The sequence below is a fragment of the Clostridium aestuarii genome (genome assembly GCF_026735135.1).
Lineage (GTDB): Bacteria > Bacillota > Clostridia > Clostridiales > Clostridiaceae > Clostridium_H > Clostridium_H aestuarii.
Genome location: NZ_JAPQER010000012.1, coordinates 10,499 through 35,120, shown reverse-complemented (window position 1 = coordinate 35,120; position 24,622 = coordinate 10,499). Strand labels below are relative to the sequence as shown.

At 28.2% G+C, this 24,622-nt stretch carries 19 protein-coding genes and 1 pseudogene; 1 reads left to right on the top strand and 19 read right to left on the bottom strand.

The window, feature by feature from the left end; all coding sequences use genetic code 11:
* The 6 genes and pseudogenes from OW763_RS16105 to OW763_RS16080 form a co-directional block, all read right to left on the bottom strand.
* Window positions 1–174: pseudogene (locus OW763_RS16105) on the bottom strand (2-hydroxyacyl-CoA dehydratase); the annotation flags it as partial.
* Window positions 174–1,433, bottom strand: a complete 1,260-nt coding sequence (locus tag OW763_RS16100) for a 2-hydroxyacyl-CoA dehydratase subunit D (protein WP_268042547.1) — start codon at window positions 1,431–1,433, stop codon at window positions 174–176. The gene OW763_RS16100 and the pseudogene OW763_RS16105, both read right to left, overlap by 1 nt.
* Before the next feature lie 59 nt (window positions 1,434–1,492).
* Window positions 1,493–2,269: an acyl-CoA dehydratase activase gene (locus tag OW763_RS16095; protein WP_268042545.1), complete on the bottom strand. Its 777-nt coding sequence runs from the start codon at window positions 2,267–2,269 to the stop codon at window positions 1,493–1,495.
* Window positions 2,270–2,392: 123 nt separating this feature from the next.
* Window positions 2,393–2,818: a VOC family protein gene (locus OW763_RS16090; protein ID WP_268042543.1), complete on the bottom strand. Its 426-nt coding sequence runs from the start codon at window positions 2,816–2,818 to the stop codon at window positions 2,393–2,395.
* A gap of 94 nt (window positions 2,819–2,912) precedes the next feature.
* Window positions 2,913–4,469, bottom strand: a complete 1,557-nt coding sequence (locus tag OW763_RS16085; protein ID WP_268042541.1) for an acyl CoA:acetate/3-ketoacid CoA transferase — start codon at window positions 4,467–4,469, stop codon at window positions 2,913–2,915.
* Window positions 4,470–4,738: 269 nt separating this feature from the next.
* The gene (locus OW763_RS16080) at window positions 4,739–6,397 is read right to left on the bottom strand and encodes an L-lactate permease (protein WP_268042539.1); all 1,659 of its coding nucleotides are present in this window, start codon (window positions 6,395–6,397) and stop codon (window positions 4,739–4,741) included.
* 460 nt (window positions 6,398–6,857) lie between these two features.
* Here OW763_RS16080 and OW763_RS16075 point away from each other — a divergent pair, with 460 nt between their 5' ends.
* Window positions 6,858–7,793 carry an AEC family transporter gene (locus tag OW763_RS16075; protein ID WP_268042537.1) on the top strand — a complete coding sequence of 312 codons (936 nt, stop codon included), beginning with the start codon at window positions 6,858–6,860 and terminating at the stop codon, window positions 7,791–7,793.
* Window positions 7,794–7,886: 93 nt separating this feature from the next.
* Here the strand turns inward: OW763_RS16075 and OW763_RS16070 are convergent, their stop codons facing one another.
* The 13 genes from OW763_RS16070 to OW763_RS16010 form a co-directional block, all read right to left on the bottom strand.
* Window positions 7,887–8,093, bottom strand: coding sequence for a DUF1657 domain-containing protein (locus OW763_RS16070; RefSeq protein WP_268042535.1), 207 nt, complete (start codon window positions 8,091–8,093; stop codon window positions 7,887–7,889).
* Window positions 8,094–8,221: 128 nt separating this feature from the next.
* Window positions 8,222–9,295, bottom strand: coding sequence for an ABC transporter ATP-binding protein (locus tag OW763_RS16065; protein ID WP_268042533.1), 1,074 nt, complete (start codon window positions 9,293–9,295; stop codon window positions 8,222–8,224).
* 14 nt (window positions 9,296–9,309) lie between these two features.
* Window positions 9,310–10,968, bottom strand: a complete 1,659-nt coding sequence (locus tag OW763_RS16060; RefSeq protein WP_268042532.1) for an ABC transporter permease — start codon at window positions 10,966–10,968, stop codon at window positions 9,310–9,312.
* A 62-nt stretch (window positions 10,969–11,030) separates the two neighbouring features.
* A complete protein-coding gene (locus tag OW763_RS16055; protein ID WP_268042530.1) occupies window positions 11,031–12,092 on the bottom strand; it encodes an ABC transporter substrate-binding protein in 1,062 nt (353 codons plus the stop codon).
* 57 nt (window positions 12,093–12,149) lie between these two features.
* Window positions 12,150–12,974, bottom strand: coding sequence for a DUF3919 family protein (locus tag OW763_RS16050; protein ID WP_268042528.1), 825 nt, complete (start codon window positions 12,972–12,974; stop codon window positions 12,150–12,152).
* A 56-nt stretch (window positions 12,975–13,030) separates the two neighbouring features.
* The gene (locus OW763_RS16045) at window positions 13,031–14,443 is read right to left on the bottom strand and encodes a sensor histidine kinase (RefSeq protein WP_268042526.1); all 1,413 of its coding nucleotides are present in this window, start codon (window positions 14,441–14,443) and stop codon (window positions 13,031–13,033) included.
* Window position 14,444: 1 nt separating this feature from the next.
* Window positions 14,445–15,131 carry a response regulator transcription factor gene (locus tag OW763_RS16040; protein WP_268042524.1) on the bottom strand — a complete coding sequence of 229 codons (687 nt, stop codon included), beginning with the start codon at window positions 15,129–15,131 and terminating at the stop codon, window positions 14,445–14,447.
* A gap of 74 nt (window positions 15,132–15,205) precedes the next feature.
* The gene (locus tag OW763_RS16035) at window positions 15,206–15,700 is read right to left on the bottom strand and encodes a hypothetical protein (protein WP_268042522.1); all 495 of its coding nucleotides are present in this window, start codon (window positions 15,698–15,700) and stop codon (window positions 15,206–15,208) included.
* 14 nt (window positions 15,701–15,714) lie between these two features.
* Window positions 15,715–16,659 (bottom strand): hypothetical protein, encoded by a 945-nt coding sequence (locus OW763_RS16030; protein WP_268042520.1) that lies wholly within the window; start codon window positions 16,657–16,659, stop codon window positions 15,715–15,717.
* Between the two features lies 1 nt (window position 16,660).
* Window positions 16,661–17,686: a hypothetical protein gene (locus OW763_RS16025; RefSeq protein WP_268042518.1), complete on the bottom strand. Its 1,026-nt coding sequence runs from the start codon at window positions 17,684–17,686 to the stop codon at window positions 16,661–16,663.
* Window positions 17,673–20,129 (bottom strand): dynamin family protein, encoded by a 2,457-nt coding sequence (locus tag OW763_RS16020; protein ID WP_268042516.1) that lies wholly within the window; start codon window positions 20,127–20,129, stop codon window positions 17,673–17,675. Before OW763_RS16020 ends, OW763_RS16025 begins: the two co-directional genes overlap by 14 nt.
* Window positions 20,130–22,355 carry a dynamin family protein gene (locus OW763_RS16015; protein ID WP_268042514.1) on the bottom strand — a complete coding sequence of 742 codons (2,226 nt, stop codon included), beginning with the start codon at window positions 22,353–22,355 and terminating at the stop codon, window positions 20,130–20,132. It abuts the gene before it with no gap.
* Window positions 22,355–24,595 (bottom strand): dynamin family protein, encoded by a 2,241-nt coding sequence (locus OW763_RS16010; RefSeq protein WP_268042512.1) that lies wholly within the window; start codon window positions 24,593–24,595, stop codon window positions 22,355–22,357. The genes OW763_RS16015 and OW763_RS16010 overlap by 1 nt, the downstream gene beginning before the upstream one ends.
* Between the last annotated feature and the right edge of the window lie 27 nt (window positions 24,596–24,622).

Sequence of the window (24,622 nt, the reverse complement as noted above, 5' to 3'; positions counted from 1 at the left end):
TCCCCATATACCTACTGGAAGAAATCCTGCTGCATGAATCATTTCTTCTGGAGCATAAACAGGCATAACACCTACTGCACCTTTTCCTGTTTCTTTTTTGTAGTCTTCCATAGCTTTTTTAGGGTTACTTGAAATTGCTGCTAATTCATTTATAATACTTTCAATTCTGCTCATTATTTTTCCTCCTTATCTTGCTTCATCATTTCGTCTAATGCCTGTACACGTGTATCAAATTGTGCAGGTGCAAAATTACGAGGATCAGTTTGGTCTCCATCAAAACTTACATATGGTAATCCATTTTCTTTTTGTAGTGCTTCAGCAGTTTCTACATTTAGTAAGCTCATTAACTTACAACTTCTGTTTTGATGATAAAGAATACCATCACATTTTCCTCCACTAACTACATCACTAAGAACCCTAACTTTATTGTCAAGACAAGTGTTTATATAAATTCTTGTATAAGCTTCTGCCATTGAACTCATATCTCCTGGTGTATAAGTAAGGTTCCAAAGACCTGGATATGCTGAACCTGTCATTATATCTCCAAGATTTTTTAATCCTTTAAATGTATGTCCAAGGTGTGGCCAAACAGCTATTCCTTCCCAAGTAATACGTTTTTGTTCATTTCCTTTAAAGGCATAAATTCCATTTTTAAGATTTTCTTCAAGTTCATCAGCAAACTTTTTAAATGTAAGTTCAGCATAATCTCTACTTCTAGCACAAACGATAAGTGCCATAAAGTTGAAAAGATCAAAACCATTTAAAGGTGATGGTTTATATGTTGCTAAAGAAGCAAGTCTGTTCCATTGAGCAACTGAACGTTGTGTTTGTTTTTGAACTTCTAAGAATTTATCATAGTCAAATTTTCTTCCACAAATTTCTTCAAGTTGAGCTATAGCTTCTTTAAATTGGTCAGCAATATAGTCTTTAGAATATTGTGGAATTGGCATTGTGTGGTTAAATGGTACATCTATTACGATACAAGGAATATTTAATTCAACTGCAAGGTTTTCATACCACTTAAGTAATGTGTTACAAATATTGTTACATGTTATTATAAGGTCAGGAAGTGGTACATCTGCAGCTGGAGAATTTTCAAGTTTTTCAGGTGTTTTTCCTGTTAAAGCTTTTTCTTTTAAAAGTTCCATATAACCAAGATTTACTCTTGCATATGAACAAATATCTAATGAATATCCTTTTCTATCTGCAACTTCAAGCATATCCATTGCACCTTTTCTTGCTCCTATTCCTGCAGCATGTGTTTCAGGATATACCATAGCGATATCCATAGCTACGCAAAATTCTGGTGGAGCAACTGATGCGGACCAACAAACAAGTTTCCCTTGTTTTTTTGCTTGTCTTGCTTCTTCGTCTAATTTTTCCTGATAATAACCTAACATTTTTTTAGCACTCATACCTGCTGTATCAGTCATATTTATCCCTCTTTCCTCTATTTATTAACTTCTATTTATTAACTTCTATTTATTAACTTCTATTTATTAACTTCTTTATAGGCAAATAATGCTGCACCAAGCGCTCCTGTGATTTGTGGATTTGGTGCTACAATTACTGGTCTTTTAAGTTCTTTGCTTATTGCCCTAACAACCCCTGCATTTTGGGCAACACCACCACACATAACAACATCATCTTCGATTCCACCTCTGTAGGCAAGCCCACATGCTTTACTAGCAACCGATTGGTGAACACCAGCGATAATATTCTCTTTAGCAACTCCTTTTGAAAGCTGCGATATTACCTCAGATTCTGCAAAAACTGTGCATGTACTGCTAACAGTAGCTGGTTCTGTTGCACGCGAATCATATTCTGCCATTTCACTAAGTTCAACTTCAAGTACTCGTGACATAACATCAAGAAAACGACCTGTTCCTGCAGCACATTTATCATTCATGAAGAACTGCTTAACTCCACCTCTATTGTCGAGTCTGATTGCCTTAGCATCTTGCCCTCCAATATCAATAATCATTCTTGCTGTAGGCACTAAAAAGAAGATTCCTTTAGCATGACAGCTTATTTCACTGATTTGTTTATCTGCTTCTTCTGATGCAAATCTTCCATAACCTGTAGCAACTATTTTAGCCATATCTTCTAATTCAAGACCTGATTTTGAAAGAGCTTCTTCTAAAGCACGTTTAGGTCCTGTAGAACCTGTTCCAGCCTGAATTACTTCTGCAGCGACAATCTCTTTTCCGTCTTCAAGTATTACAACTTTTGAGGATGCAGAACCAACGTCAATACCCATTGTATACATCGCATCTTCTCCTTACTTAACAAATAATTTTTCTTACGTCTTCATTGTTATTAGAAAACTAATTATCAAATTTTTAAAATCAATAATTAGTTTTCTATAAACACTTAAAATAACTACTTTCGATTAACCTATCTTTCTTTCGATTGGTCCAACAGTTTGTACATATTCAACAAGTATTCCCTGTCCATATTTTGGTCTTAAGAAGTTAACTATAATATCACTTGTTCCTGGTACTGCACTTCCTTCAAGCATTTTCATTCCTTTGCTTTCAAAATCTTTACGTACAGCTTCAATATCCTCAACTTCATAAGCAATATGTGCAATACCGCCTTTTCCTTTGTTGAAGTCTTTAAGAACGCTTCCATCTTTTGGAATGATTAATTCTATAGGACTTTCATTTTCAGTGTATTTTGTAAATATTAAATCTGCTTTATATGCTTCAACATATCCTTCATAATCAGTTTCTAACCCAAATGTTTCTAAAAATTTGTGAGCAGCTTCCATTGTAGGAAGTACAATACCAACGTGGTGCATTCTCATAGGTTTCATAATTTTTATCCTCCTAAATTTTCATTTTTTAATTTTTATTTATTTTTATAAAATTTATTTAAAATACTAAAAAATAATTAGATTTTATTATTTATCATTTTTTTAAACCCATTTTTTCTTCTCTAAATATTCTTTCATCCATAATCTTAACTTTTTTATCCATCTTAGGAACAAAATCCATTAAATCAATAACTTGTGTTTGAATATCAATTCCTGGAGCAACTTCTATTAAATAAACTCCATCTTGTCTTAATTCAAATACAGCTCTTTCTGTTATATATAATATAGGTTGTTTCTTTTTATTTGCATATCTTCCACTAAACGTAACTTGTTCAACTTGTTTTATGAATTTAGTACTTTTACCTTCTTGTTCTATTACTAACTTGCCATTTACAGCTTTTGTCTTTAAACCACCAGCTGTAAAGGTACCACAGAAAAATACTTTACCTGCATTTTGTGTAATATTAATAAATCCACCACATCCTGCAATTTTAGGACCAAATTTACTAACATTAATGTTACCTTTTTCATCACATTGTGCTAGTCCTAAGAATGCCATATCAAGGCCACCGCCATCATAAAAATCAAACTGATAAGGTTGATCAATAAGTGCATCAGGATTTACACTTGATCCAAATCTAGCTCCACCTTGAGGGATACCACCTATTGGACCTGACTCAACAGTTAATGTCATATAATCTCCAATTCCCTCTTCATTTGCAACTTGAGCAACATATTCTGGTGCTCCTACTCCTAAATTAACAGCTGTATCCTCTGTCAATTCCATAGCTGCTCTTCTACCAATAATTTTTTTAGCAGTTAATGGAGTAATTTCTGCATTACCAACAGGTACTCTTATACCACCATAAATTTCAGCTTTGTAATCCTTTCCAAAACTTTGTAGATGGTCTTCTTTATTAGCTACCACAACAGCATCAACATAAATTCCAGGTATCTTTACCAATCTGGCATCTAGTGTTCCACCTTTAACTACTTTTTCAACTTGAATAATTACTTTACCGCCACAGTTTTTGACAGCCTGTGCTGTAGATGTACCTTCAAGAGGTGTTACTTCTTTTTCAAAAGTTATATTCCCATATTCATCTGCATAAGTTGCTCTTATAAATGCAACATTGATAGGAAATGCTTTATATAAAAGTTTTTCTTCATTACCTATTTTTATAACTTCTACTAAATCTTCCTTAGTGATATCATTTATTTTTCCACCACCATTTCTTGGATCAACAAAAGTATCTAATCCAACATGTGTGATTGTACCAACTCTATGACCAGCAATATCTCTAAGTAAATATAGTAAAGCTCCTTGTGGTAAGTTATATCCTTCACATTCATTATTAAGACACATTTCACCTAATTTTGGAGCAGTAGCATAATGACCTGCTATGACTCTTTTAATCATTCCTTTATGAGCATAGTGATCTCCACCAGTTTTGCCATCTCTATTACCTTGGGATGATGCATAAAAAAGAGTTATATTTTTAGGAGAACCAGTTTCTAAAAATCTTTTTTCTATTGCTTTACTAAGTGCTTCAGGACAACAACTACCAACAAATCCACTTGTTGTAAGTGTATCACCGTCATTAACTAAATTAGCTGCTTCCTCAGCTGTTAATATTTTAACTTTTTTCAATGTTCTTCCCCCTTAACCATAATTCATTTTTTTGAATGATTTATTTAAATCTGAATAGATTTTTATTGTTTAAGAACAAAGTATGTACACAGTTCAAATCTCAAACCATGTTGTTAATTTCATTTTAATACGTCTTGGATTGAAATAAAATACAATCTATTTGACTTGTATTGCTGGAAAGAATAATTCAACTATAAGATATATATTCAAGTTGACTAATGATTTTTCAAAGTTGAAAAATCATTAGTCAACTTTGAATTCATATTGTTCTAAAATATATTAGGAACAAAAATCTTAACAATAATAATTGCAAAAATTCCCGTTAATACGCAATAACCTAATGCAATTTTTATATTATTTTTTAATATTTTTCCTTCTTTACCTATTAATCCAACCGTTGTTAATACAGCAACAACATTATGTACACAAATCATATTTCCTGCTGCTGCTCCTACTGCTTGCAACCCAAGTATAGGTGTAACGGGAAGCCCAATTGCTTTAGCTGCACTTAATTGTAATCCGCCAAACATAATATTTGAAACTGTAGCACTACCTGAAATAAATGATCCTAATGCTCCTACAATTGGTGCTATTATATACCACCCACCGCCAGCTAATCCTGCTGCTGTTTTAGCCATAACTATAAGCATTGAGTCTGTACCAGTAGCAGCACCTGAATTCATTAATATATAAGTCATTCCTAAAGCAAAGAATAGTGCTATTGCTGCTGATTTAATCTGTTTCAAAGTTTCTCCCCAAGCTTTAAAAGCTTCTTTTGTATCAAGTCCATGCATAAATGGAATTATTAATGCTACCAACATAAAAGGAATAATTCCTGGATTATATAGTGGTGTAATCCCCCTACTTATTGATGTTCCAAGAATATTGTGCCAAGTTATATCCCATGACTTAAGAATAGGTGTAAGTCCAATCCATTTTAAACGTCCTAATAGTAATAATATACCTATTAATATATATGGTGCCCACGCTTTACCAGCACTCATAGCTTGTTCATTATCTTCTTTACTAGAACTCGCTGCAACTTCTCCTTGCCAGTCTTCTTCCCATTCTTCAACAGGATTAAAGTCCCATTCATTTTTTGGTATAAATAGTCCTTTTTTTATTGCTGAAACAAATATTGGTATTGCAATTAGTGCTCCTAGCAATGATGGAATCTCTGGGCCAACAATGTTTGCAATTATTGCCTGAGGTATTGTGAATATTAGTCCACCAAATAATGCTAGTGGCCATACCTCTAATCCTTTTTTTATACTTTTATCTACTATTAAAGTCATAGTGCAAACCATGATTAACGGAATAAGAGACCCTACAATAAATTGTGCAATAGTTGCAAATCCACCTATGCTTGTTAATAATGTTTGAAATTCTCCTGTATATCCTATAACTTTAACCATAGATTCCAAACTAGCAAATCCACCATTTATAGTTGTTCCTACTGCTCCAAAAACAACTGGTGTACTATTACCAATCAGTGCCACCATTGCTGCTACTAATGGTGGAAAACCTAATCCTACCAATAACGGTGCTGCTACTGCTGCTGGAGTACCAAATCCTGCTGCTCCTTCAAAGAAAGCTCCCATCAAGAAACCGATTACAATAACTTGAACTCTTCTATCAGTAGATACAGTTGCCATTGATTGAGCTATTCCATCAACGCCTCCGCTCTTTCTCATTATCTGTAATATTAATAAAGCACCATATACTATTATTAATATATCTACAGTATTAATTGCTCCACTAATGGTAGCTGCTGCTATCCATTTAGTTGGCATTTTCCAAAATATAGTTGCTAATACACCTGCAAAAACAAATCCTACTGGCATCGCCTTTGTTGATGGCCAGTTAAATCCTATCATTAGTACACCTACAAAAATAATAGGTATTAAAGCTATTATTGCTAATCCCATAAATTCACCTCTTCAAAATAGGCAAGGCATATTTTTAATGTTTTTCAAGCCTTGCATTTTTTATTTTTAATAAAAATATAATCAATTTCTAAACTATAGGTTTCATATTTCTATCCTCCTTATTTGTTATTTGTTATTTGTTATTTGTAATCCTTTTCAAATCAAATCATTAAACCGTGTTGTTAATTTTATTTTAATACGATTTAACTTTAAATAAAATACAATCAAATTGACTTGTATTGCTGTAAAAAATAATTCAACTATAGTATATATATTCAAATTTATTCATTTTTTTTCAAAATTCAGAATTTATCTTTTAATTTTAGATATAAAAAAACAGTAGATTATTTTATGTTACATAATCTACTGTGGATATCAATTTAACTCTACTAACTTCATAACAATATTTATGGTATTATTGTAGTATTGCAAAACATAAGAAAGAAGGTAATTCACTACTATGAACGAAATAATTTCAAAAGTAATCCCTATAATTTTATTAATTTTCTTTGGATATGTTATACAATACAAAGAACTTCTTAAACAAAGCACTGTAAATGAAATAAAAAAATTAGTTATAAATGCATTTCTTCCCTGCGTATTATTTATAACTTTCATTAATATGAAATTTAAAAAAGATTATTTTTTGATTATAGTTATTATTTTTATTTTATTATTAGTTTTTTATTTTATAGGAGCTATTTTAAATAAAATAAGTTTTATATCACATCCATTAACCCCTTTTATAACAACAGGATTTTGCTTTGGTTTATTAGGAATACCTTTATACGAAACTGTTTTTGGTGCAGAAAATTTAGAAAAAATATCTGTACTAGGAGTTGGACATGAACTTTTTATATGGATTGTATTTTTTAATATTTTAAGAATAAAATTTAAAAATGAAAAATTCTCATTAGATATAATAAAGGGAATAATTAAATCACCTATAATATTAAGCATCATTTTTGGGATTACTTTTAATATTATTGGAGGAACAGTATGGTTTCACAATAATATGTTTTTAAAGGGCATTTATACTACAATGAAATATTTAGCAAATTTAGCAACACCATTGATATTAATAATTATTGGCTTCGGTTTAAAACTTAAAAAGAAATATATGAAACAAAGTATTAAATTTATACTTATAAGAATGTTGGTTATTTTTACTGTAGGATATACTTTTAAATATCTGTTTATAGATTCTATAATTCCAGCAGATGATTTATTTAATTATGCATATTTCACATTTTTAATTTTACCATTCCCATTTTCATTGCCTATTTTTGTAGGAGAATATAGTACAAAAGAAATTACAGAACTTTCAAACAATGCAGTTGTATTAAATACAATAGTAAGTATTACTATTTATATTATATTCGTATTTCTAATATAATTTATGTTGAATATACTAAAAAGCTTCCATCATATATACATATATAATGGAAGCTTTTTATATTAACTTTGTAAATAGTTTTATTCTTAAAAATTATTGTTGTTTATATTGAGGTTCTTGTTCTTCAATATATTGTTGTCTGCATTTTAAAGTTTCAAGTGAACCATCAAGCGTTTGTGCTATTTGTTGAAAGTCTTCCTTTGCTTTTTGATCTTCAGTTTCTAAAGCAAAAGTCTTCATTGTAGCAGCAGCACTTTGAATTCCTGCAATTGCTTGCTGCATTTGAGTTCCTACAGTCATAATTATTTCCTCCTCTTCTATTATAAAATTGCTTACATATGTATTTTTACAATTAACCTTTGTTTTCATTCATCAAAAAAGAAAAAAACTGCTCATTTATCTGAGCAATTTCCATATAATGTTTAATTTTATTTTTCATAAATCAAGTGAGGTTTGTCTTTATCTATATTGAGCATTACTTCTCCATCTAAAATTTCCCTACCCGAATCAAAACTATCCACAATCCATTCTTTATTATATTCATCTACTACTAAATATCTAACTTTTTCCCCAAGGAACATAGAATGCTTAATTTTACCTCTTAAATTTATACTTGTTCCTACTTTAACTTCCTTACTTATTTTTATAGATTCTGGTCTAATACTTATTATCGCTTTTTCCCCAGCTTTAATAGGTTCATCACTTATTACATTCAATACATTTCCAACATAATCTATTTGTACTTCTGAACCTTCTTTGTTTTTAACAGATCCTTCCACAAAATTAGTAGTTCCAATAAAATCTGCTACAAATTTTGTTTTTGGTCTAAAATAAATATCTGCTGGACTTCCACATTGATGAATTACTCCCTTATTTATAACTACAATCATATCTGACATTGCAAGTGCTTCCTGTTGATCATGTGTAACATATATCATTGTAAGTTCCAATTTTTTTTGTATTAGTCTAAGCTCAACTCGCACTTGCTCCCTAAGCTTAGCATCCAGATTACTTAAAGGCTCATCTAAAAGAAGAACTTCTGGATTCATAACCAATGCTCTCGCTATTGCAACTCTTTGTTGCTGACCACCAGACATTTGATTTGGATATCTATCTTGTAAATGAGCTAATTGCATAAGTTCCAATGCTTTTTCTACTCTTTCTTTGATAACTTTTTTATTTTCTTTCTGTATAGTAAGTCCATAAGCTACATTATCAAAAACAGTCATATGTGGGAACAATGCATACTCTTGAAAAACCATAGGAGTATTTCTCTTATATGGAGGAAGCTTTTCAACATTTCTACCGTTTATAATTATTTCACCATAATCTGGCTCATAAAATCCTGCTACCATCCTTAAAAGAGTCGTTTTACCACACCCACTAGGTCCTAAAAATGTTACAAAGTCACCTTTTTTCATTTCAAGATTTACATCATCTATTACTTTATTACCGCCAAACAATTTATTTATATTTTTTAATTGCACTAAAACATTCTCCATTGATAGTCCTCCTATTATAGTTCAAATATGTTAATTTTATTTCCTAAAATCAATTTTACAATACCAAAAGTAAATAAAATCGTTGATATCATTCCTAATGCTGTTGCACTAGCAACTCCATAAAATCCATGATCTGAAAGATTTAATATTTCTACAGAAGCCAATAACCACTGTGGACTTACAAGGAAAATAACAGTACTTAATGTATTCATTGACTTCATGAAATTATAAACAAAACTAGTTGAAAACGCATTCTTTAGCATAGGTATAACTACTCTTCTAAAAGTAACTATACTATTTGCACCTAAGTTTGTAGAAGCTTCTTCAATAGATTTATCTATCTGTTTAAAACCTGAGATTGCATTTCTATATCCTACTGGTAACTGTCTTAAACACATACCTATTACTATAATTGCTCCTGTACCTGTAAGACTAAGCGGAGGCTTATTAAAAGCTAAAATTAATGCTAATCCTATAAATGTACCTGGTAAAGATACTGGCAACATAGCCAAAAAATCCATAACTCCTTTACCTGGGAATTTCTTTCTAGATACAACAAAAGCAATAACAAGACCTAAAACAGTTGTAATTACAGCTGTAACTATCGCTAAAATCCAGCTATTCTTAATAGAATCTGAATTCAATATCCCTTGTTTTATGTTATATAAAGTAAAATTATTATTAATTCCAAAGTTTTTAGTCACTGCATAACCAATAATTACAGCAAATATTAAAATAATTATAAATGCCATAATAGAGCATATTGCAAAGAGAATCCATTTAACTATTGGTGATACAGCATCTCTTTTTAATCCAGCTACTGGTTTTCCTGTAACAGTTACAAAAGATTTTCTATCCAAATGATACTTTTGAAGCAAGAAAACTACCAATGTAGGAATAACAAGCATTACACTTAAAACTGCTGCTACCCCCATATCCCAATTTCCTGTAACCTGAGCATATGCTTCTGTTGCTAAAACTCTGTAATTACCAGCTACAAGCTTTGGATTTCCAAAGTCAGCAAAAGAATTTATTGCTACAAGTAAAAAAGCACTCAATACTCCTGGTGTTGCAAGCTTTAAAGTTACTGTTCTAAATAGAGTAAAACCTCTAGCCCCTAAATTTTGAGCTGCAAGCTCTAAATTAGGACTTATAGATTTTAAAACTCCTGAAATAGTCATATATGCTAATGGAAAGAATGCTATAGTCTGAACTATCCAAAGTCCAATCCATCCATATAAATCTACTCTTAAATGTAATAAATGGAATGTAATAAATCCTCTTCTACCAAATAACATAATAAAAGCAAGTCCCGTGATTACAGATGGTGCCATTATAGGTACCAAAGCTATAACTCTAAAGAATTTTTTTCCTGGTATGTCAGTATAATTCATTGCATAAGCATATATGAATCCAATTATTATAGCTGATGTAGTAGATAACAGCGATGAAAACATGGTATTACCAAAATACGACAAAAACTCTTTTTCAGTAAATACTCTTATCCATTCCGCTTTATCAGGTATAGATAATACTTTTGCAAAAGGATATATAGTAAATACAATAAACATTAATGTTAAAATTAATAACGATATAAGTAACGGTGGTTCTTTAAGTACATTTTTTAAATCAAATTTTAAACCTGTTTTTTCTTTTAATTTTTTCTCCGCCATGATTTATATCCTCTCCTTAACTGAATTAATGCTATTAGGGAAGACCTAATAGCATTAATGTATTATTTCAACTTACTCCATTTTTCTTGTAAATCTTTTTTATCTTTACCTGCTTTAGCAAAATCATAATCTTTGTAAATTGGTAAATCATTTAATTCTTGTCCACCTTCTGGTGTTTTCACATCAGCTCTAGTTGAAATAGCCATTGAGAAGTCAGCAAGTATATCTCCAGCTTCTTTAGTTAAGCAATAATCAACAAAAGCTTTTGCTGCTTCATCATTTGGACCGCCTTTAACTTTTGAAAGTGAACATATTGTCCAACCTGCATCTTTAGGAATCCTAGATGATACATCAAATCCTGATTTCTTTACTATTAATTGGTCATCGATAAAGTTTACACAAATAAGATATTCCCCTGTTCCAACCTTCTGAGCTGGTGTAAATCCACTTGATGTAAATTGAGCTACATTAGCTTTTAATTTTGCTAAGTATTCCATTGCTTTTTCTTCTCCTCTTGCTTGAACAAGTGAAGAAACTATTGTATAACCAGTTCCTGAAGTTTTTGGATCTGGCATTATAATTTCACCTTTAAATTCAGGGTTTAATAGATCTTCAAAAGTTTCTGGTTTTTTTAATCCTTTTGAAGCAAATTCTTTTTCCCATCTATCTTCATTTATACCAATTGATAGTGGTTCAACATATAAGCCTGTCCAATTTCCATCTTTATCTCTATACATTTCTGGGATATCTTTTGCATTTTTAGAAACATATGCTTCATTTATTTCTTTTTCTTTTAATAATGCATGAGCATCAGCAGTTCCTCCAATAAGTATATCTGATTTTGGAGCATCTTTTTCTGCCATAAGTCTTGTCATAACTTCTCCTGTAGGCATTCTTAAGAAAGAATACTCACATCCTGTTTTATCTTTGAAGTCATCAAGCATAGCTTTAGCCTCATCTTCATGGAAAGATACATATACTACTAAATTTTTTCCTTTTAAATTTGGGAAACCATCTTTACCAGCAGCAGTTGATGATGCTTGTTTACTTCCACCACATCCTGCTAAAAGAGTCATAGTCATAACTCCTGCTAAGATAGCAGCACTTATCTTTTTAAAATTCATATAAAACTCCTCCTGAAAAATTTTATTTAATTTTGATAACGTTATCATTTAAAAACACTACATTTTGTTATTATTTATAATTCTGCAGACATCTAAAATATGTCCTTTCATATACATAGCTTTTGTTATTTCTTTCCCAAAATCCTGTACAACTATATAATCATTTTCATATACATCTATGTTAATAATGTTATATCCTTCTTCTAAATCCACATAAATCTTTATATGATATTCTACTTTTCCTTTATTCTTAATTGCTTCTTGTAACTCTTTTGTATCATGAATTGATGTAAATTCTGCAATTCTTCTTCTTAAACCATTCTTATCATGCTCACCACATTTTTTTGTAATATCATTAGCATTATTAACTATAGTAACTTTGTTTCTTTCATTAATTAATCCTGATAAATTTTGAGGTGAACATACAATCTCTTCTAAATCACTTCTTAATTTATTAAGATAAGGTTTAGAATAATAATCACCATAATTATAGTCATCAATTTTTAATGTATTTGATAAAGAAAAATTAGATTTTATACCATTTAAATACAATATAGTTCCTGTTATTTCATTATAATCAGAATCATAAATACTCTGGTTATAAGAATTTATTTCTCCACTTTTAGGAATTTCACTTATCACATTCCATATATTTTGTATAATTTTATTGTCTTCTATAACACCCTCGCCCCAAACCTTGCTGTAAAATTCTAATTTTATTGGGGTACGATTTTCACTTTTAGCTATAACTTCTTCTCTGTCATTAATTACATACAGATGATTGTATTTTTTTCCCTGATTAATTATTACTAAAATAGTGACAATAAGAATAGCACTTATATATATATATACTATACTAAAAAGAGTTTTTTTTGTAATCATCTTGTTCTCCTATTCATTATAATAAAAAAAATTATTAAAAATGTATTAAAAATGTATCACAATTGTAACATTTTAAAAATCAGTATAATTTTTGTTCCATTTTCTATTTCTATATCTATATCTCCATCTTGTTTATTCATTATTTCTTTACATATAGATAGTCCTAGTCCAACTCCTCCATGTTTTTTTTGCAAATTTACATGTGCTGTAACAAATGGTTCAAAAATATTTTCTACAAACTCATATGAAATTCCACGTCCATCATCCTTAATACTAACTTTCATCTTATCTTCTACCACTTCCATACTTATGAAAACATTATCACATTCTGAATATTTTATAGCATTATCTATAATATTTAATATAACTTGCTTTGTTTTATCAGGATCTACATATAATTCTTTGTCATATATGTTCTTATGAATATTAATATTATATTTATCTAGTCTAATTTTTAAAATAGATAAACTATCTTCTATAATATTTTTTATGTTGATGTTTTGTTTGTTTATTATAAATTCATTTTGATTTAATCTAGACACCTCTAAAAGCTCCTCTACAAGTGAAAGCAGTCTGTTTCCTTCTTTGTTTATATAATAACTGCACTGCTGTAAATCTTCTTTTCTATTTACTTTCATAATTAATTCAGAATAACCTATGATAGAAGTAAGTGGAGTTTTAAATTCATGAGTTATATTATCTAAAAATGATTTTTGTTTCTGCTTTTCATACTTAAGCTTATGTATATAGTCACTTATATTTTTTGACATACTATTAAAGGAAGTTGCCAATTCACTTATTTCATCATAACTTTCAGTCTCGATTACCTTTAAGAAATCTCCATTTGCAACCTCTTCAGAAGCATTTTTAAGTTTTAATATTGGATTAACAATCTTATCAGCTAATATATTGCTTAGAAAAATAGATATTATTATTGCTAATATTGAAACTAGTATCATTATACCTTCAGTATTCCAAACAATCTTAAGTTCTTTATCTATAGGGTAAATATATCTTATACATCCAACTGTTTTATCACGAAAATATATAGGACTGGAAAAAAATATATATCTCTTTCCTTCTATCTTTTTAATAATATAAGCTTTGGTACCTAGAACAGCATTCTCCACATCCGTACCTTCATTAAAATATGGATATTCCTGTGAGTCACCTATAAGCCCATCACCATTATAAACTTGTACTCTGAATTTATAGTAACTAGATAAATATGAAGCTATAAAGTTACTCATATTTTTCAAAACCATTTCTTCATTAGAATTTCCTTCTCTTTTTAAATAATCTATAACATATGTTTGTCCATTATAGCTCTCCTGCTTAAGCATAGTAATTGAACTTTGTATTACTCTACTATGTAAACTATTCATAGTTATTAAACAAATTATAAAAATAGCTGGAACCAAAACAGCAATGTTCATAATCATTATTTTCTTTTTTATACCTATCTGCATATTACACCTCTAATTTATATCCTACTCCATAAACAGTTTTTATAATCTTTCTATGTTTTTTTAATTTTTTACGTATTCTTTCAATGTGCATATCTACAGCTCTAGTATTTCCATGAAAATCATAGCCCCAAATTTTCTCTAATAATTCCTCTCTTGTAAAAACTTTACCTTCATTAGTAATCATAATTAATAGGGTTTTGAATTCTCTGTACGTAACCTGTATTTCTTCTGAATCAACAAATACTTTTCTTTTTTCTTTTAAAATTCTTATGTATCCTTTTTTTATCTCATCTATGTTATCTTTTCTATCATTATTAAGCTTTGCTTTACTTATTCTTCTATAAATTGCTCTAATACGCAAAATTAATTCCCTACTATCAAATGGTTTAGTAATATAATCATCTGCTCCTAATTGAAGACCTAGTAATCTGTCATTTATCTGACCTTTAGCTGTAAGAAGTATAACCGGAATTTCATTATTAATGCTTCTAAGCTTATTTATCACCTGAAATCCATCAATATCAGGCAGCATTATATCTAAAATAACTAAATCTGGATTAAAGCTTTCAAATTTTTCAATTCCCTCATAACCATTAGAGCTTACTTCTACTTCAAAACCTTCTAAAATTAAATTCATTCTAATTAAATTTAATATACTTTCCTCATCGTCTATTAGTAATATTTTCATACTCCACCTCTTTGCTCTATTTTTATAATTTGATGAATTACTAATACATTATAATATTAATATAAAAAAAAAAGCTATTCAATATTAGAATAGCTTAAAAGTTTTAAAAACTCATCACTTTTGAATTTATCTTCAAATTGATTCCAAATCACTTCTCCTACATCTTTCTTTATATTCTTTAGTTTGTTTTTTTCTAGATAAGTTTGATTATCCAATATGTTTATCAGTTTATTAAATATTTCTCTAAACTTTTTATTTCCTTCAGTCACTTCTATTTCTGACTTTGAAATATATTTTAACAAATAATCAATCTTATCTTTATTTTCTTTAAGACTGTATGCCCTTTTAAATTTAGGAGTTTTTATAATTTCTTTTATAAGCTTTAAAGTTTTTTCTTCTTTTTCTACTAACTCCCTATACATTTCTTTTTTTTCTTCATTTTTTTCTTCTAAATCCTGAACTAATTCTAAACGTAATCTATCAATGATTTTATTTTGTTTTATACAATCTATTATCAATTCTTCTTCGATTAAATTTTCTTTTTTTAGCTTTTTAATTAACTGGTTCATTTTTATGCTCCTTTTTAAACTGAGGCAACAATTTCTTTTAATAACTTGTAATTATCCTTAAGCATATTAGCAACATTTTCGTTTTTGCTTGCTGTTTTTAATAATTCTGCAGTAAAATACTTTTGAATTATTTCGTATTTTGAAGTAATTTTATCATTTGCTTCAATACATTCATCAATCTTTTGAATAACATTCATATTTGAACGTCCATTTTCTTCTTTAATCTCACATAATACATCTTGTATTTCCTGATCATCACTCAACATATCATCTGATTTATCATTAAGCTCATTTAAATTTCCTTCAATATCAATAAGCTTATCCAATTGTTCCTCAATGCTTTTAGCTATTTTATCCAACTTATTATTATTTTCTAAAATACTACTGTTTATTAGTGATGTTTTGTTATTACCTTCTATTATTGTATCTTGTATATTTTTCATACTTTCTTTTAGCTCTTTCTTTAATAAAATATCAGCCTTTAGTTTTTGTGCAAACAGATCATTAATCTCGTTATTTATATTACTCTGTGTATTAATATTATTATTAATCTCATTAGTTTTATCTTTTATTTCGTTTTTTAATTCATAAAAAACTTTATCTATATTATCATTATGTATACTAAACTCTTTTATAATTGTGCTGACTATACCTTCGCTACTGTTTTTTAACTCATCAATATTTTTATTCATAATCTCTGTAAACCTATCCATTTTGGAATATATTTCATCTAGTCTTTTAGTATTCTTTTCTATAAGCTCCTTAATTTCTTTATTACTCTTTTCTTTCTCATTCTTGATATTTATATAATTATTATTTAACACAAAATATGTGCACGCAGCAAATATTATATTTATACTAGCTAATCCATAAAGATTTTCTAATCCATAAGAAATTCTAACTGTTGCAGTAACTAGAAATGAAATACTGATTGCCTCTAAAAATGTTCTTTTATTCATGTCAACTCACCTTTTCCAATGTATTTGTTATAACAGTATATAATTCTTCAATTTGTTCCTTTAACATATAATCCACCTTAACTATACTGCTGTTAAGTAATTGCATATAAATATCTGTACCTGTTTTATTTTTACTCAATATATCACTCAGTTCATTTATAAATACCTCAAATACAAACTTATTAATATCTTTAGTGAATTTTCTCTGTATTTTTAAGTAAATATCTACAATAATAAAGTTTTCATTAAAATCAGGCTCTACTATAAACTTTCTTAATATTTCCAATGACTCTTTTAAAAATTCAGAAATACACATATTTATAATATTATGATATTCTTTGTTATCTAATTGATATTTTTGAACTTTACTGCTTATATGATTGCATATTTCTAGACTTAAAAAAACACCATATGAACCTTCTATTAAATTTTCCCTGTAAAAAATGCCCTCTTTATTTATATTATTAAGTTCATTTTGAAGAAAACCTTTCTCATTGTAATAACTTTTAAATTTAATTAATGTTTCTCTTAACACTTCTTTATAATCGTACTTTAAATCCATATAATTAACATCTTTCAATGCCATCTTATCATAAAAATCCAGTTCTTTAAGTACTACTACCTTTACTGCTTTTCTAAAAAACTTTCTATTGATTTTTTTTACTAGTTTTATATTGTAAAATTTAGTATTATACCCATGAATATACTGAAGCTCTAATAAATTTTTTGAATAATACTTTTTTATATTTTCTACATGAGCATTATAAAGCATTATTATACTGTACTGTTCCATCTCATGCTCGAGCTCCATGTACATTTCATGCGGCAAATTTAGAACTTCTGTTAATACTTCTTTAAAACTTTCACACACTAATAGGATTTCATCTTTTATATTTAAATCTACTTCTTCATTTTCATTAATTTGGGAAACAGCCGCCTCTGCAGCTACCTCCTCTGGTTTTAAATACCCTTCACATATTTCTGGAAAATATTTTTTTTGAAAATTAAGATTCTCATATACTTGCATATTCATTCACCCATTGCTCAATCCATTTATCATATTCTTCTAATTCATTTATAGTTGATTTGTTCTTATCTATTTCTTTCTGTATTTCATCCTTTTCATCAACTAGCTTCTGAATATTAGCTTCAATTTCAAGTATTTTTTCTTTTAAATCCTCTTCACTTTTATTTTTAACCTTTTCTTTCGCAGAATTAAATATTAATAAAGCTGTTTGTTGTGCTGTTGACATTTCATTAGTAAATATCTTTTTAATTTCTTGTTTATAATAATTTTCTATTTTATTACTATTATCTTCTTCTTTACGTTTTTTGAACTTTTCTTCCATTTCCTGAAGAAGTTCATTATAATAATCATTTTTACTTTTCAATTCATTTTTAAGCTTGCGTTTTTGTTTTATAGTATCTGCATTTTTATAAGCTTCTTCAATTTCTAACTTTTTAGCTCTGTAATTGTTTATTTCCTGTTCAAGAATATATTTTTGCTGATTCCATTCAATTTTTTGCTGTTCATTTTCTACTAAAATAGTTTCAGTAGGTTTGATTGTTTCTCCTATGACTTTTCCAATTTTCTCTCCCCAATATCCTACTGATAAAACATCTAGAGCATTTCCTATTTGTTCTAGAGATCCTCCTGATTTAGCAATTTCATTACCAATCTGTACTACTTTATTTCTAGCTTGTCCAGCTGCTTCAGTTGCTTTTTTAACTTTTTCTAGTTCTCTTTTAATCTTTGAAGCAGTTTTTACAGGCTTTCTACCTGGTATTCTTGTTACTTTTTCTATGTAAGAAAATGATTTAATAGTATCCTTAACCTTATCCATCATTGTTAGTGCTTTACTACCTTTAACAGCTGCAGTTGGTGCTCCTACAGGAGTAACTAAGAGACAAAGGTCAGCTACTTCTCCAAAAACTCTTCCAATTTTAGCTCCTGATTCTCCTCCCCCTTGTGTTACAACTTCTTCATACTCTGGAATGTACATTCCTAATTCATTCATTTCTTTTCTATATGCTTCTATTGTATCATTTATTTGTTTTATGCTTTCTGTTATTTCTTCCTTTTCTGTTTCTGTGCAAGCTATCTCATTTTCAATTTGTCTTAAATTTTGAATACTATTTTCTTTCATTTTAATGATATCCTGTACATCTTTTTTGTAATCACTATCATCTAGTTCTTCAATAATGGGTTTTCTTATATTTGCTTCTAACTTTATATCTACAGAATCCATCAACCTCTTAATTTCAGAATTCATATTAGAATACACATTTTTAAGTAAATTTTCTATTTTATTTTTAATCTTTTCCTTTATATTTTGTCCAATAATCATTCTTGTGTTATTAAATTCATTCTCTATTATTTCTGATGTAATATCTTTATTTTTTAAAAGTCTATCTAAAAGCTTTTCCTGCTCTCTTTCAAACAATGCTTTTATTTCCGATTTTAATAAATTACTTTCCCCTTTTACAGTTAAATCAATATTCTCTACTCTGTATTTGTTTTTTTCTTCCATTTTACTTATGTTATTGTTTAAAGAATTTATTCTACTTTGAAGGTCATCTTTGTCAATATTCATGTTAGCAGTAAAAAATTTATTTTCCTTTTCTATACTTTTAAGCTTATTTTCAAATAGAACTTTCAACTGTTTTTTAACTCTTTTTTTAATCATTTCAATACTGTTTAACTCTATATAACTGTTTATACATTCTCTTATAGGCTCAATATATTTATAATCTTTAAATGCCACTTTTGAACCTATTGGCAGTACTTCAACATCTTCCAAACCTAATTTATCTTCTAATTCTTTTTTTATAGTATTTACAAACCTCTTTATTTGCTCTTGAGATTTATATATTATTCCGTTTCTCCTCTGTTCTTCGTCAACTTCATCTATATGCGTTACGATGAATATAATATCCTCTGTATATTTGCATATTTCTTTTATATATTTAACATCTGAATCTGAAATAACTTTATTTACAGCATAAATAACTATATCTGCTTTTTTTAATATGTAATTTGTAATTTCTTCATGTTCCTTAATTATAGTGTTTGTTCCTGGACTGTCTATAATATGAGTATTCTTTATCAAATACTCCGATTTCACAGGAATGCTCACAGATAAAATATTAGTATCATATTTCTCTGTATATTTAGTGTATTTTTTAATATTTTCTTCTGAAGCTTCTTCTTCTTCTTCTCTACCATCTTTATATTTTATAGCTATATAATTTTCTGTACTATCCATAATATCTATTAGCACAGGGGTACATTCTCCATTTGTATGAGGCAGAAATTTTTCTTTTCCTAAAAATGTATTTAAAAAGCATGTTTTACCAGAGCTAAATTCTCCTGTTATTACTACTATTGATTCATTATTCTTTATCTTATTAAGATAATATTTTATTTCTTCCTGATTTAAGTTAAATTTAGTAACATCATCTATTATCATTTACATTTTCTCCTTATATTCTTGTATCTCATTCATTACATAAACAACATCATCTAACTGCTTGTACAATATTTTCATTTCTTCTTGTAATTCTTCTGGTGTCTTATTTGCTAATGTAGTTATACTATATAAATTTTCTTTCATATTATCTAATTTTTTTCTTTCACCTTGAATGGCTTTTTCAATTATATTAGTAATAAGATTTCTTTGGTTATCTAGAAAATTATTTATTGTATACACATACTCATCACAAACTTTCTTTATTTCTTTAAAATAATTATCCCTTGAAACTTTTATTATTTTTTGAGATATTTTTGTCTTTTCTTCCTCACCTTTATTTATAGAATCTAAATATATTCTTCTTGCTTCCTTACTTTCAAATTCCATATCTATTAATTGATTTTCTATATCTCCCATTGCCATCATTTCATAAATTTTACTTTCAAGCTTCTTTTCTTGAGCAGACACTTGTACTGAATACTGACTTTGAATTTTTTCTCTTTGTTTTTCCACAAATTCAACTGAAGAATAATCCACATAGCTTTCTGCTTCTCTTACTACCTTAGGACCAAACAACGCATTACCTATACAGCCCAAAATCCCTTTTCTCTTTTTTTCATTATTTACCGTTTTTGTTCCATATACTGGTCTAGCTTCCCCTATACTTTCTAATCTCATTTCTTTTTTATCAACTAATTTTTCTATATCCCTTTCAAGCTTTTCTTTTTCTTCAGTTAACATATCAATTTTTGTTTTATCATTTCTGCATCTAGTAAGCTTTTCTCTATTTCTATCATATTCATTTTTTCTTTTTTGAATTTGTTTATCTATTTTGTCCAATTCCTTAAAATCAAATGCAGGATCACTTACATCTATTTTTTCTATATCAAGACTTGTATGAATTATGTTAGTAAGCCTATTTTCCATTTTTTGTAGTTCTCTATCATTATCTATATTTTCTTCAATTATTCTGATAAAATCATCTTCTAAATTAATTCTTATATTGTTCCAATTTCTTATGAACTTATCATAAACTCCTATTGCCATACCACTAAAATCAGCAAGAGCCACATCAAATTCTGAATTTATCTCACTTAATTCTTCTTTAATTTCATCTATAATCTGTACTGCGCTACTTTCAAAATTAGCTTTTGAATTTCTTATAACATTTCTAACACTGTTTTTTATATTAATTTTTTTTTCTTTAAGCTCTTTTTCACAATCACCTATCAAAGCTTTCTTATTTTCAAGCTCCTTCATTAATTCTTCATTATCTTTACTGCATGCAGTAATTTTATCTTGAAGAGCTTCCCTTTCAGCTTTTAATCTTTCCTGAACTACTGATAAAGGTTCAAATAATCTATCTTTTAAATTATCCTCACTTGTTAAGTAATTTCCTAATGCATCTTTAAAATATTCAAATTTTGAATGCTTTTTCTTAGCTTCTGACTCTTCACTAATAGCTTCTTTAGCAAGTTTTGCTGAAATTGGATAAATTTCTTTACCCTCTATATTTACCTTTTTAATAAGAAGCTTAGATCTTAATTCTTCAACAGTTTTCTCTACTGTATTTTCCGTTTTATCACAAAGATCAATTTTATTTACAACAAAAAATATTCTATTCATATACTTATTCACATAATTTAAAAACTTAAATTCTTCATCAGCTCCAGGTTTATCATATGAAAACATATAGATACTGGCATCTGATTTTTCTACATGATTCTTTGCAATTTCAGTATGAACTGTATGTGTAGAATTAAAACCTGGAGTATCTACTATCTCTATACCATTTTTCAGATACTCTGAATCCAAGAAAAGTGTTACTTCCTTTATTTGAGTTTCCACTTCATACTCTTCATTAGCAGCAGAGTATTTTCCTAACTCTTTTATATCTATTATTTCTTTATTTCCATTAGTAAATATAACCTGTGCTTTATTCAACATATCTTCACTTTCAGGTGCTCTTAATTTTGTTATAGCAGCAGTACTTGGCAAATCATCTTCTACAAGTATTTCCTCTCCAAATCCCATTAAAGCATTTAGAAAAGTACTTTTACCATTACTGAAATGTCCAAATATTGATATTATAAATCTATCATTTTCAATATTTCTTATTTTTTGATCAACAATTTTCACTACACCTTCTACAGGTATTTTTTCTCTAATATTTTTTAATAGTTCAACTACCTCTTGTTTTTTTCTTTTGTAACTTTGGAAACTCATTAAACTTTCCCCCTCATTTCTTTTAGCTTGTTTATCATATACGTGAATTCTTCATCACTCATTTGAATATTGTCTTTTATTCTTTTGATTTTATCATCTAGTTTTAATGAATAACCTTCTAAGTAATTTTCAATTTCTTCTTTTACTTTGGATTTTATTGAAGATTTTAAATTATATATGTTTTTTCTAATTTCATCAATAATCTTTTTATATGCTTCTTTCTCCAACTTATAAAAGGTCTTATATATGTCAGTTTTTTTGTCTTCAACAAACTTCTTTTCATTTTTTTGCTTCTTAACTTCTAATACTCTTTTAACTTCACTTAATTCTAATTTAAAATCCATTTTTTTATTATGTAATCTTCCCAGTTCCTCTTTACTTCTTTTTAATTTCTTTACAATACTTTCATATTTCTCAATTTCAGATTCTATGCTTTCAATTTGTTTAAAGTATTTATTGGTAATATCTTTTGTCTTTCTGTCCCATACTTCGCACTCACTATAATCAAGTCCATCTGGGACTTCATCATAAGTAGTCTTTTTAAATATCCAAAAGCCTGTTGTCTTTGATACTGTTCTATATTTTTGTCTTGGTGAAGGTCTTTTACCAAGTCTTCTCTTTTTACTCTCAAAATCACGCTTTAATTGAACCTTTTTAAGTACTGACATATTCTGCTTTTGTTCTGGTACGTTAGCATCACCTTTAGCAATTAAAGAATTCAGACTTGAAATTTTATCTTCTATTTCCTTAATCTCACCTTTTACTTCTTCAATTACATCATTTTCTTCAAACTCTAGCTTTTTAAAATTGAGATCAATTTTAATCTTTTTTATATCAATGTTAAAGTTCAAATCAGATTTATTTTTAATAATTTTTGTAAAATCCTCACTAAACCTTTTGTTTATTAAATATCTGCCCATAATTTGTTGATATTGATTTAATTTTTCTTCATATTGTTCAGCATCTTTACCTATTATTTTTTTTATCTTTTCATAGCACAAATCTACATTTTCTTGATTTACATCATACTTACTTGTAAAAATTTTATTTATTATTTGTGCAGTTTCCTTATTTTTAATTTTACTTAATAAATTTATATCTTCTTCTACTTTTACTGAAAATTCATCAAAAGAATTGGCTATATATCTAGATAATGAATTATATAATTTTCTTCTATTTTTAATTAAAATCTCTTTTTCATCATATAACTGTTTTATTAACTCATTTTCTTTACTTAGCTTCACAGATTCATTATCAGAAAATTTATCTGTAAAAGCTTCTACTATCATACTTATCTTACTATTTATATCTTCTAAAAAGTTTTTATTTCTCTGTCCTTCTTCTAGAAAATCTAATAAAAATTCTTTAAAAAGATCAAATTGAGCTCTTTCTCTGTATTCTTCCTGTTTCAATATAATATTTAATTCCTCATTATTGTCTTTTAATACCTTTTCATAAAGCTCATCATCACTGCTCCATAAAGAATCTTTACTATCTACAGCAAAAATTTTTACATCCTTGATTCTATTTTCTTTTAGTTTTTCAATAACCTTATTTTTTGTCTCTTCAATTTTATGTAAAGCCTCATTACAAGTTCTACCTTGATGCATCATTCCTATTTTATTAATAACAATAAAAACATCTTTCGTATTTATTGCTCCAAATTTTTTATTCTCCCCTGTGAGAATATCAAGTTCTGTTTGAGTTAATCCCTTCTTAGTAATAAGCACTATAGTAGCATTTGCTTCTTTTAATATTTCTTTTGTAATTTTCATTTGCTTAAGGCTTATTCCCTGAAGTCCAGGTGTATCTATAAAAGATATATCTTTATCAATACCTTTTAGAGGATAACTTATTGCTATGCTTGATATCTTATCTTTTTTGTTCTTAATATCAGCATAGTTTTTTAATTCTTTATAATTCTGTTCTGAGACTAATTCTATTTCCTTTTCTCTACCATCCTCCATAAATATAGAAGCTATTTTTCTCTTTCCACTTTCTAAATAAGTTATAACTCCGGTTGCTTCATTATTAGATGAATATAATATTCTTTTACCTACCAACGCATTTAAGAACGTACTCTTTCCAGAAGAAAACTCCCCAATAACTGCTACCTTATATTTATTTTCCTCCACTATTTCTTCAAGTTTTTCAATTTCAGAAAGATATAAATTATCACAGCTAGCACTAATATTTCTCAAATCAAAAAGCATATTTTTGATTTCTTTTCTATTTAGCATAATCTTTCTCCTTATCCTTAATTATAT

What these genes read in the sequence shown, in the direction of transcription:
- OW763_RS16100 (WP_268042547.1), bottom strand. Translation starts at nt 1,433, where the DNA reads ATGACTGATACAGCAGGTATGAGTGCTAAAAAAATGTTAGGTTATTAT.
- OW763_RS16095 (WP_268042545.1), bottom strand. Translation starts at nt 2,269, where the DNA reads ATGTATACAATGGGTATTGACGTTGGTTCTGCATCCTCAAAAGTTGTA.
- OW763_RS16090 (WP_268042543.1), bottom strand. Translation starts at nt 2,818, where the DNA reads ATGAAACCTATGAGAATGCACCACGTTGGTATTGTACTTCCTACAATG.
- OW763_RS16080 (WP_268042539.1), bottom strand. Translation starts at nt 6,397, where the DNA reads ATGGGATTAGCAATAATAGCTTTAATACCTATTATTTTTGTAGGTGTA.
- OW763_RS16075 (WP_268042537.1), top strand. Translation starts at nt 6,858, where the DNA reads ATGAACGAAATAATTTCAAAAGTAATCCCTATAATTTTATTAATTTTC.
- OW763_RS16070 (WP_268042535.1), bottom strand. Translation starts at nt 8,093, where the DNA reads ATGACTGTAGGAACTCAAATGCAGCAAGCAATTGCAGGAATTCAAAGT.
- OW763_RS16065 (WP_268042533.1), bottom strand. Translation starts at nt 9,295, where the DNA reads ATGGAGAATGTTTTAGTGCAATTAAAAAATATAAATAAATTGTTTGGC.
- OW763_RS16060 (WP_268042532.1), bottom strand. Translation starts at nt 10,968, where the DNA reads ATGGCGGAGAAAAAATTAAAAGAAAAAACAGGTTTAAAATTTGATTTA.
- OW763_RS16055 (WP_268042530.1), bottom strand. Translation starts at nt 12,092, where the DNA reads ATGAATTTTAAAAAGATAAGTGCTGCTATCTTAGCAGGAGTTATGACT.
- OW763_RS16050 (WP_268042528.1), bottom strand. Translation starts at nt 12,974, where the DNA reads ATGATTACAAAAAAAACTCTTTTTAGTATAGTATATATATATATAAGT.
- OW763_RS16045 (WP_268042526.1), bottom strand. Translation starts at nt 14,443, where the DNA reads ATGCAGATAGGTATAAAAAAGAAAATAATGATTATGAACATTGCTGTT.
- OW763_RS16040 (WP_268042524.1), bottom strand. Translation starts at nt 15,131, where the DNA reads ATGAAAATATTACTAATAGACGATGAGGAAAGTATATTAAATTTAATT.
- OW763_RS16035 (WP_268042522.1), bottom strand. Translation starts at nt 15,700, where the DNA reads ATGAACCAGTTAATTAAAAAGCTAAAAAAAGAAAATTTAATCGAAGAA.
- OW763_RS16030 (WP_268042520.1), bottom strand. Translation starts at nt 16,659, where the DNA reads ATGAATAAAAGAACATTTTTAGAGGCAATCAGTATTTCATTTCTAGTT.
- OW763_RS16025 (WP_268042518.1), bottom strand. Translation starts at nt 17,686, where the DNA reads ATGCAAGTATATGAGAATCTTAATTTTCAAAAAAAATATTTTCCAGAA.
- OW763_RS16020 (WP_268042516.1), bottom strand. Translation starts at nt 20,129, where the DNA reads ATGATAATAGATGATGTTACTAAATTTAACTTAAATCAGGAAGAAATA.
- OW763_RS16015 (WP_268042514.1), bottom strand. Translation starts at nt 22,355, where the DNA reads ATGAGTTTCCAAAGTTACAAAAGAAAAAAACAAGAGGTAGTTGAACTA.
- OW763_RS16010 (WP_268042512.1), bottom strand. Translation starts at nt 24,595, where the DNA reads ATGCTAAATAGAAAAGAAATCAAAAATATGCTTTTTGATTTGAGAAAT.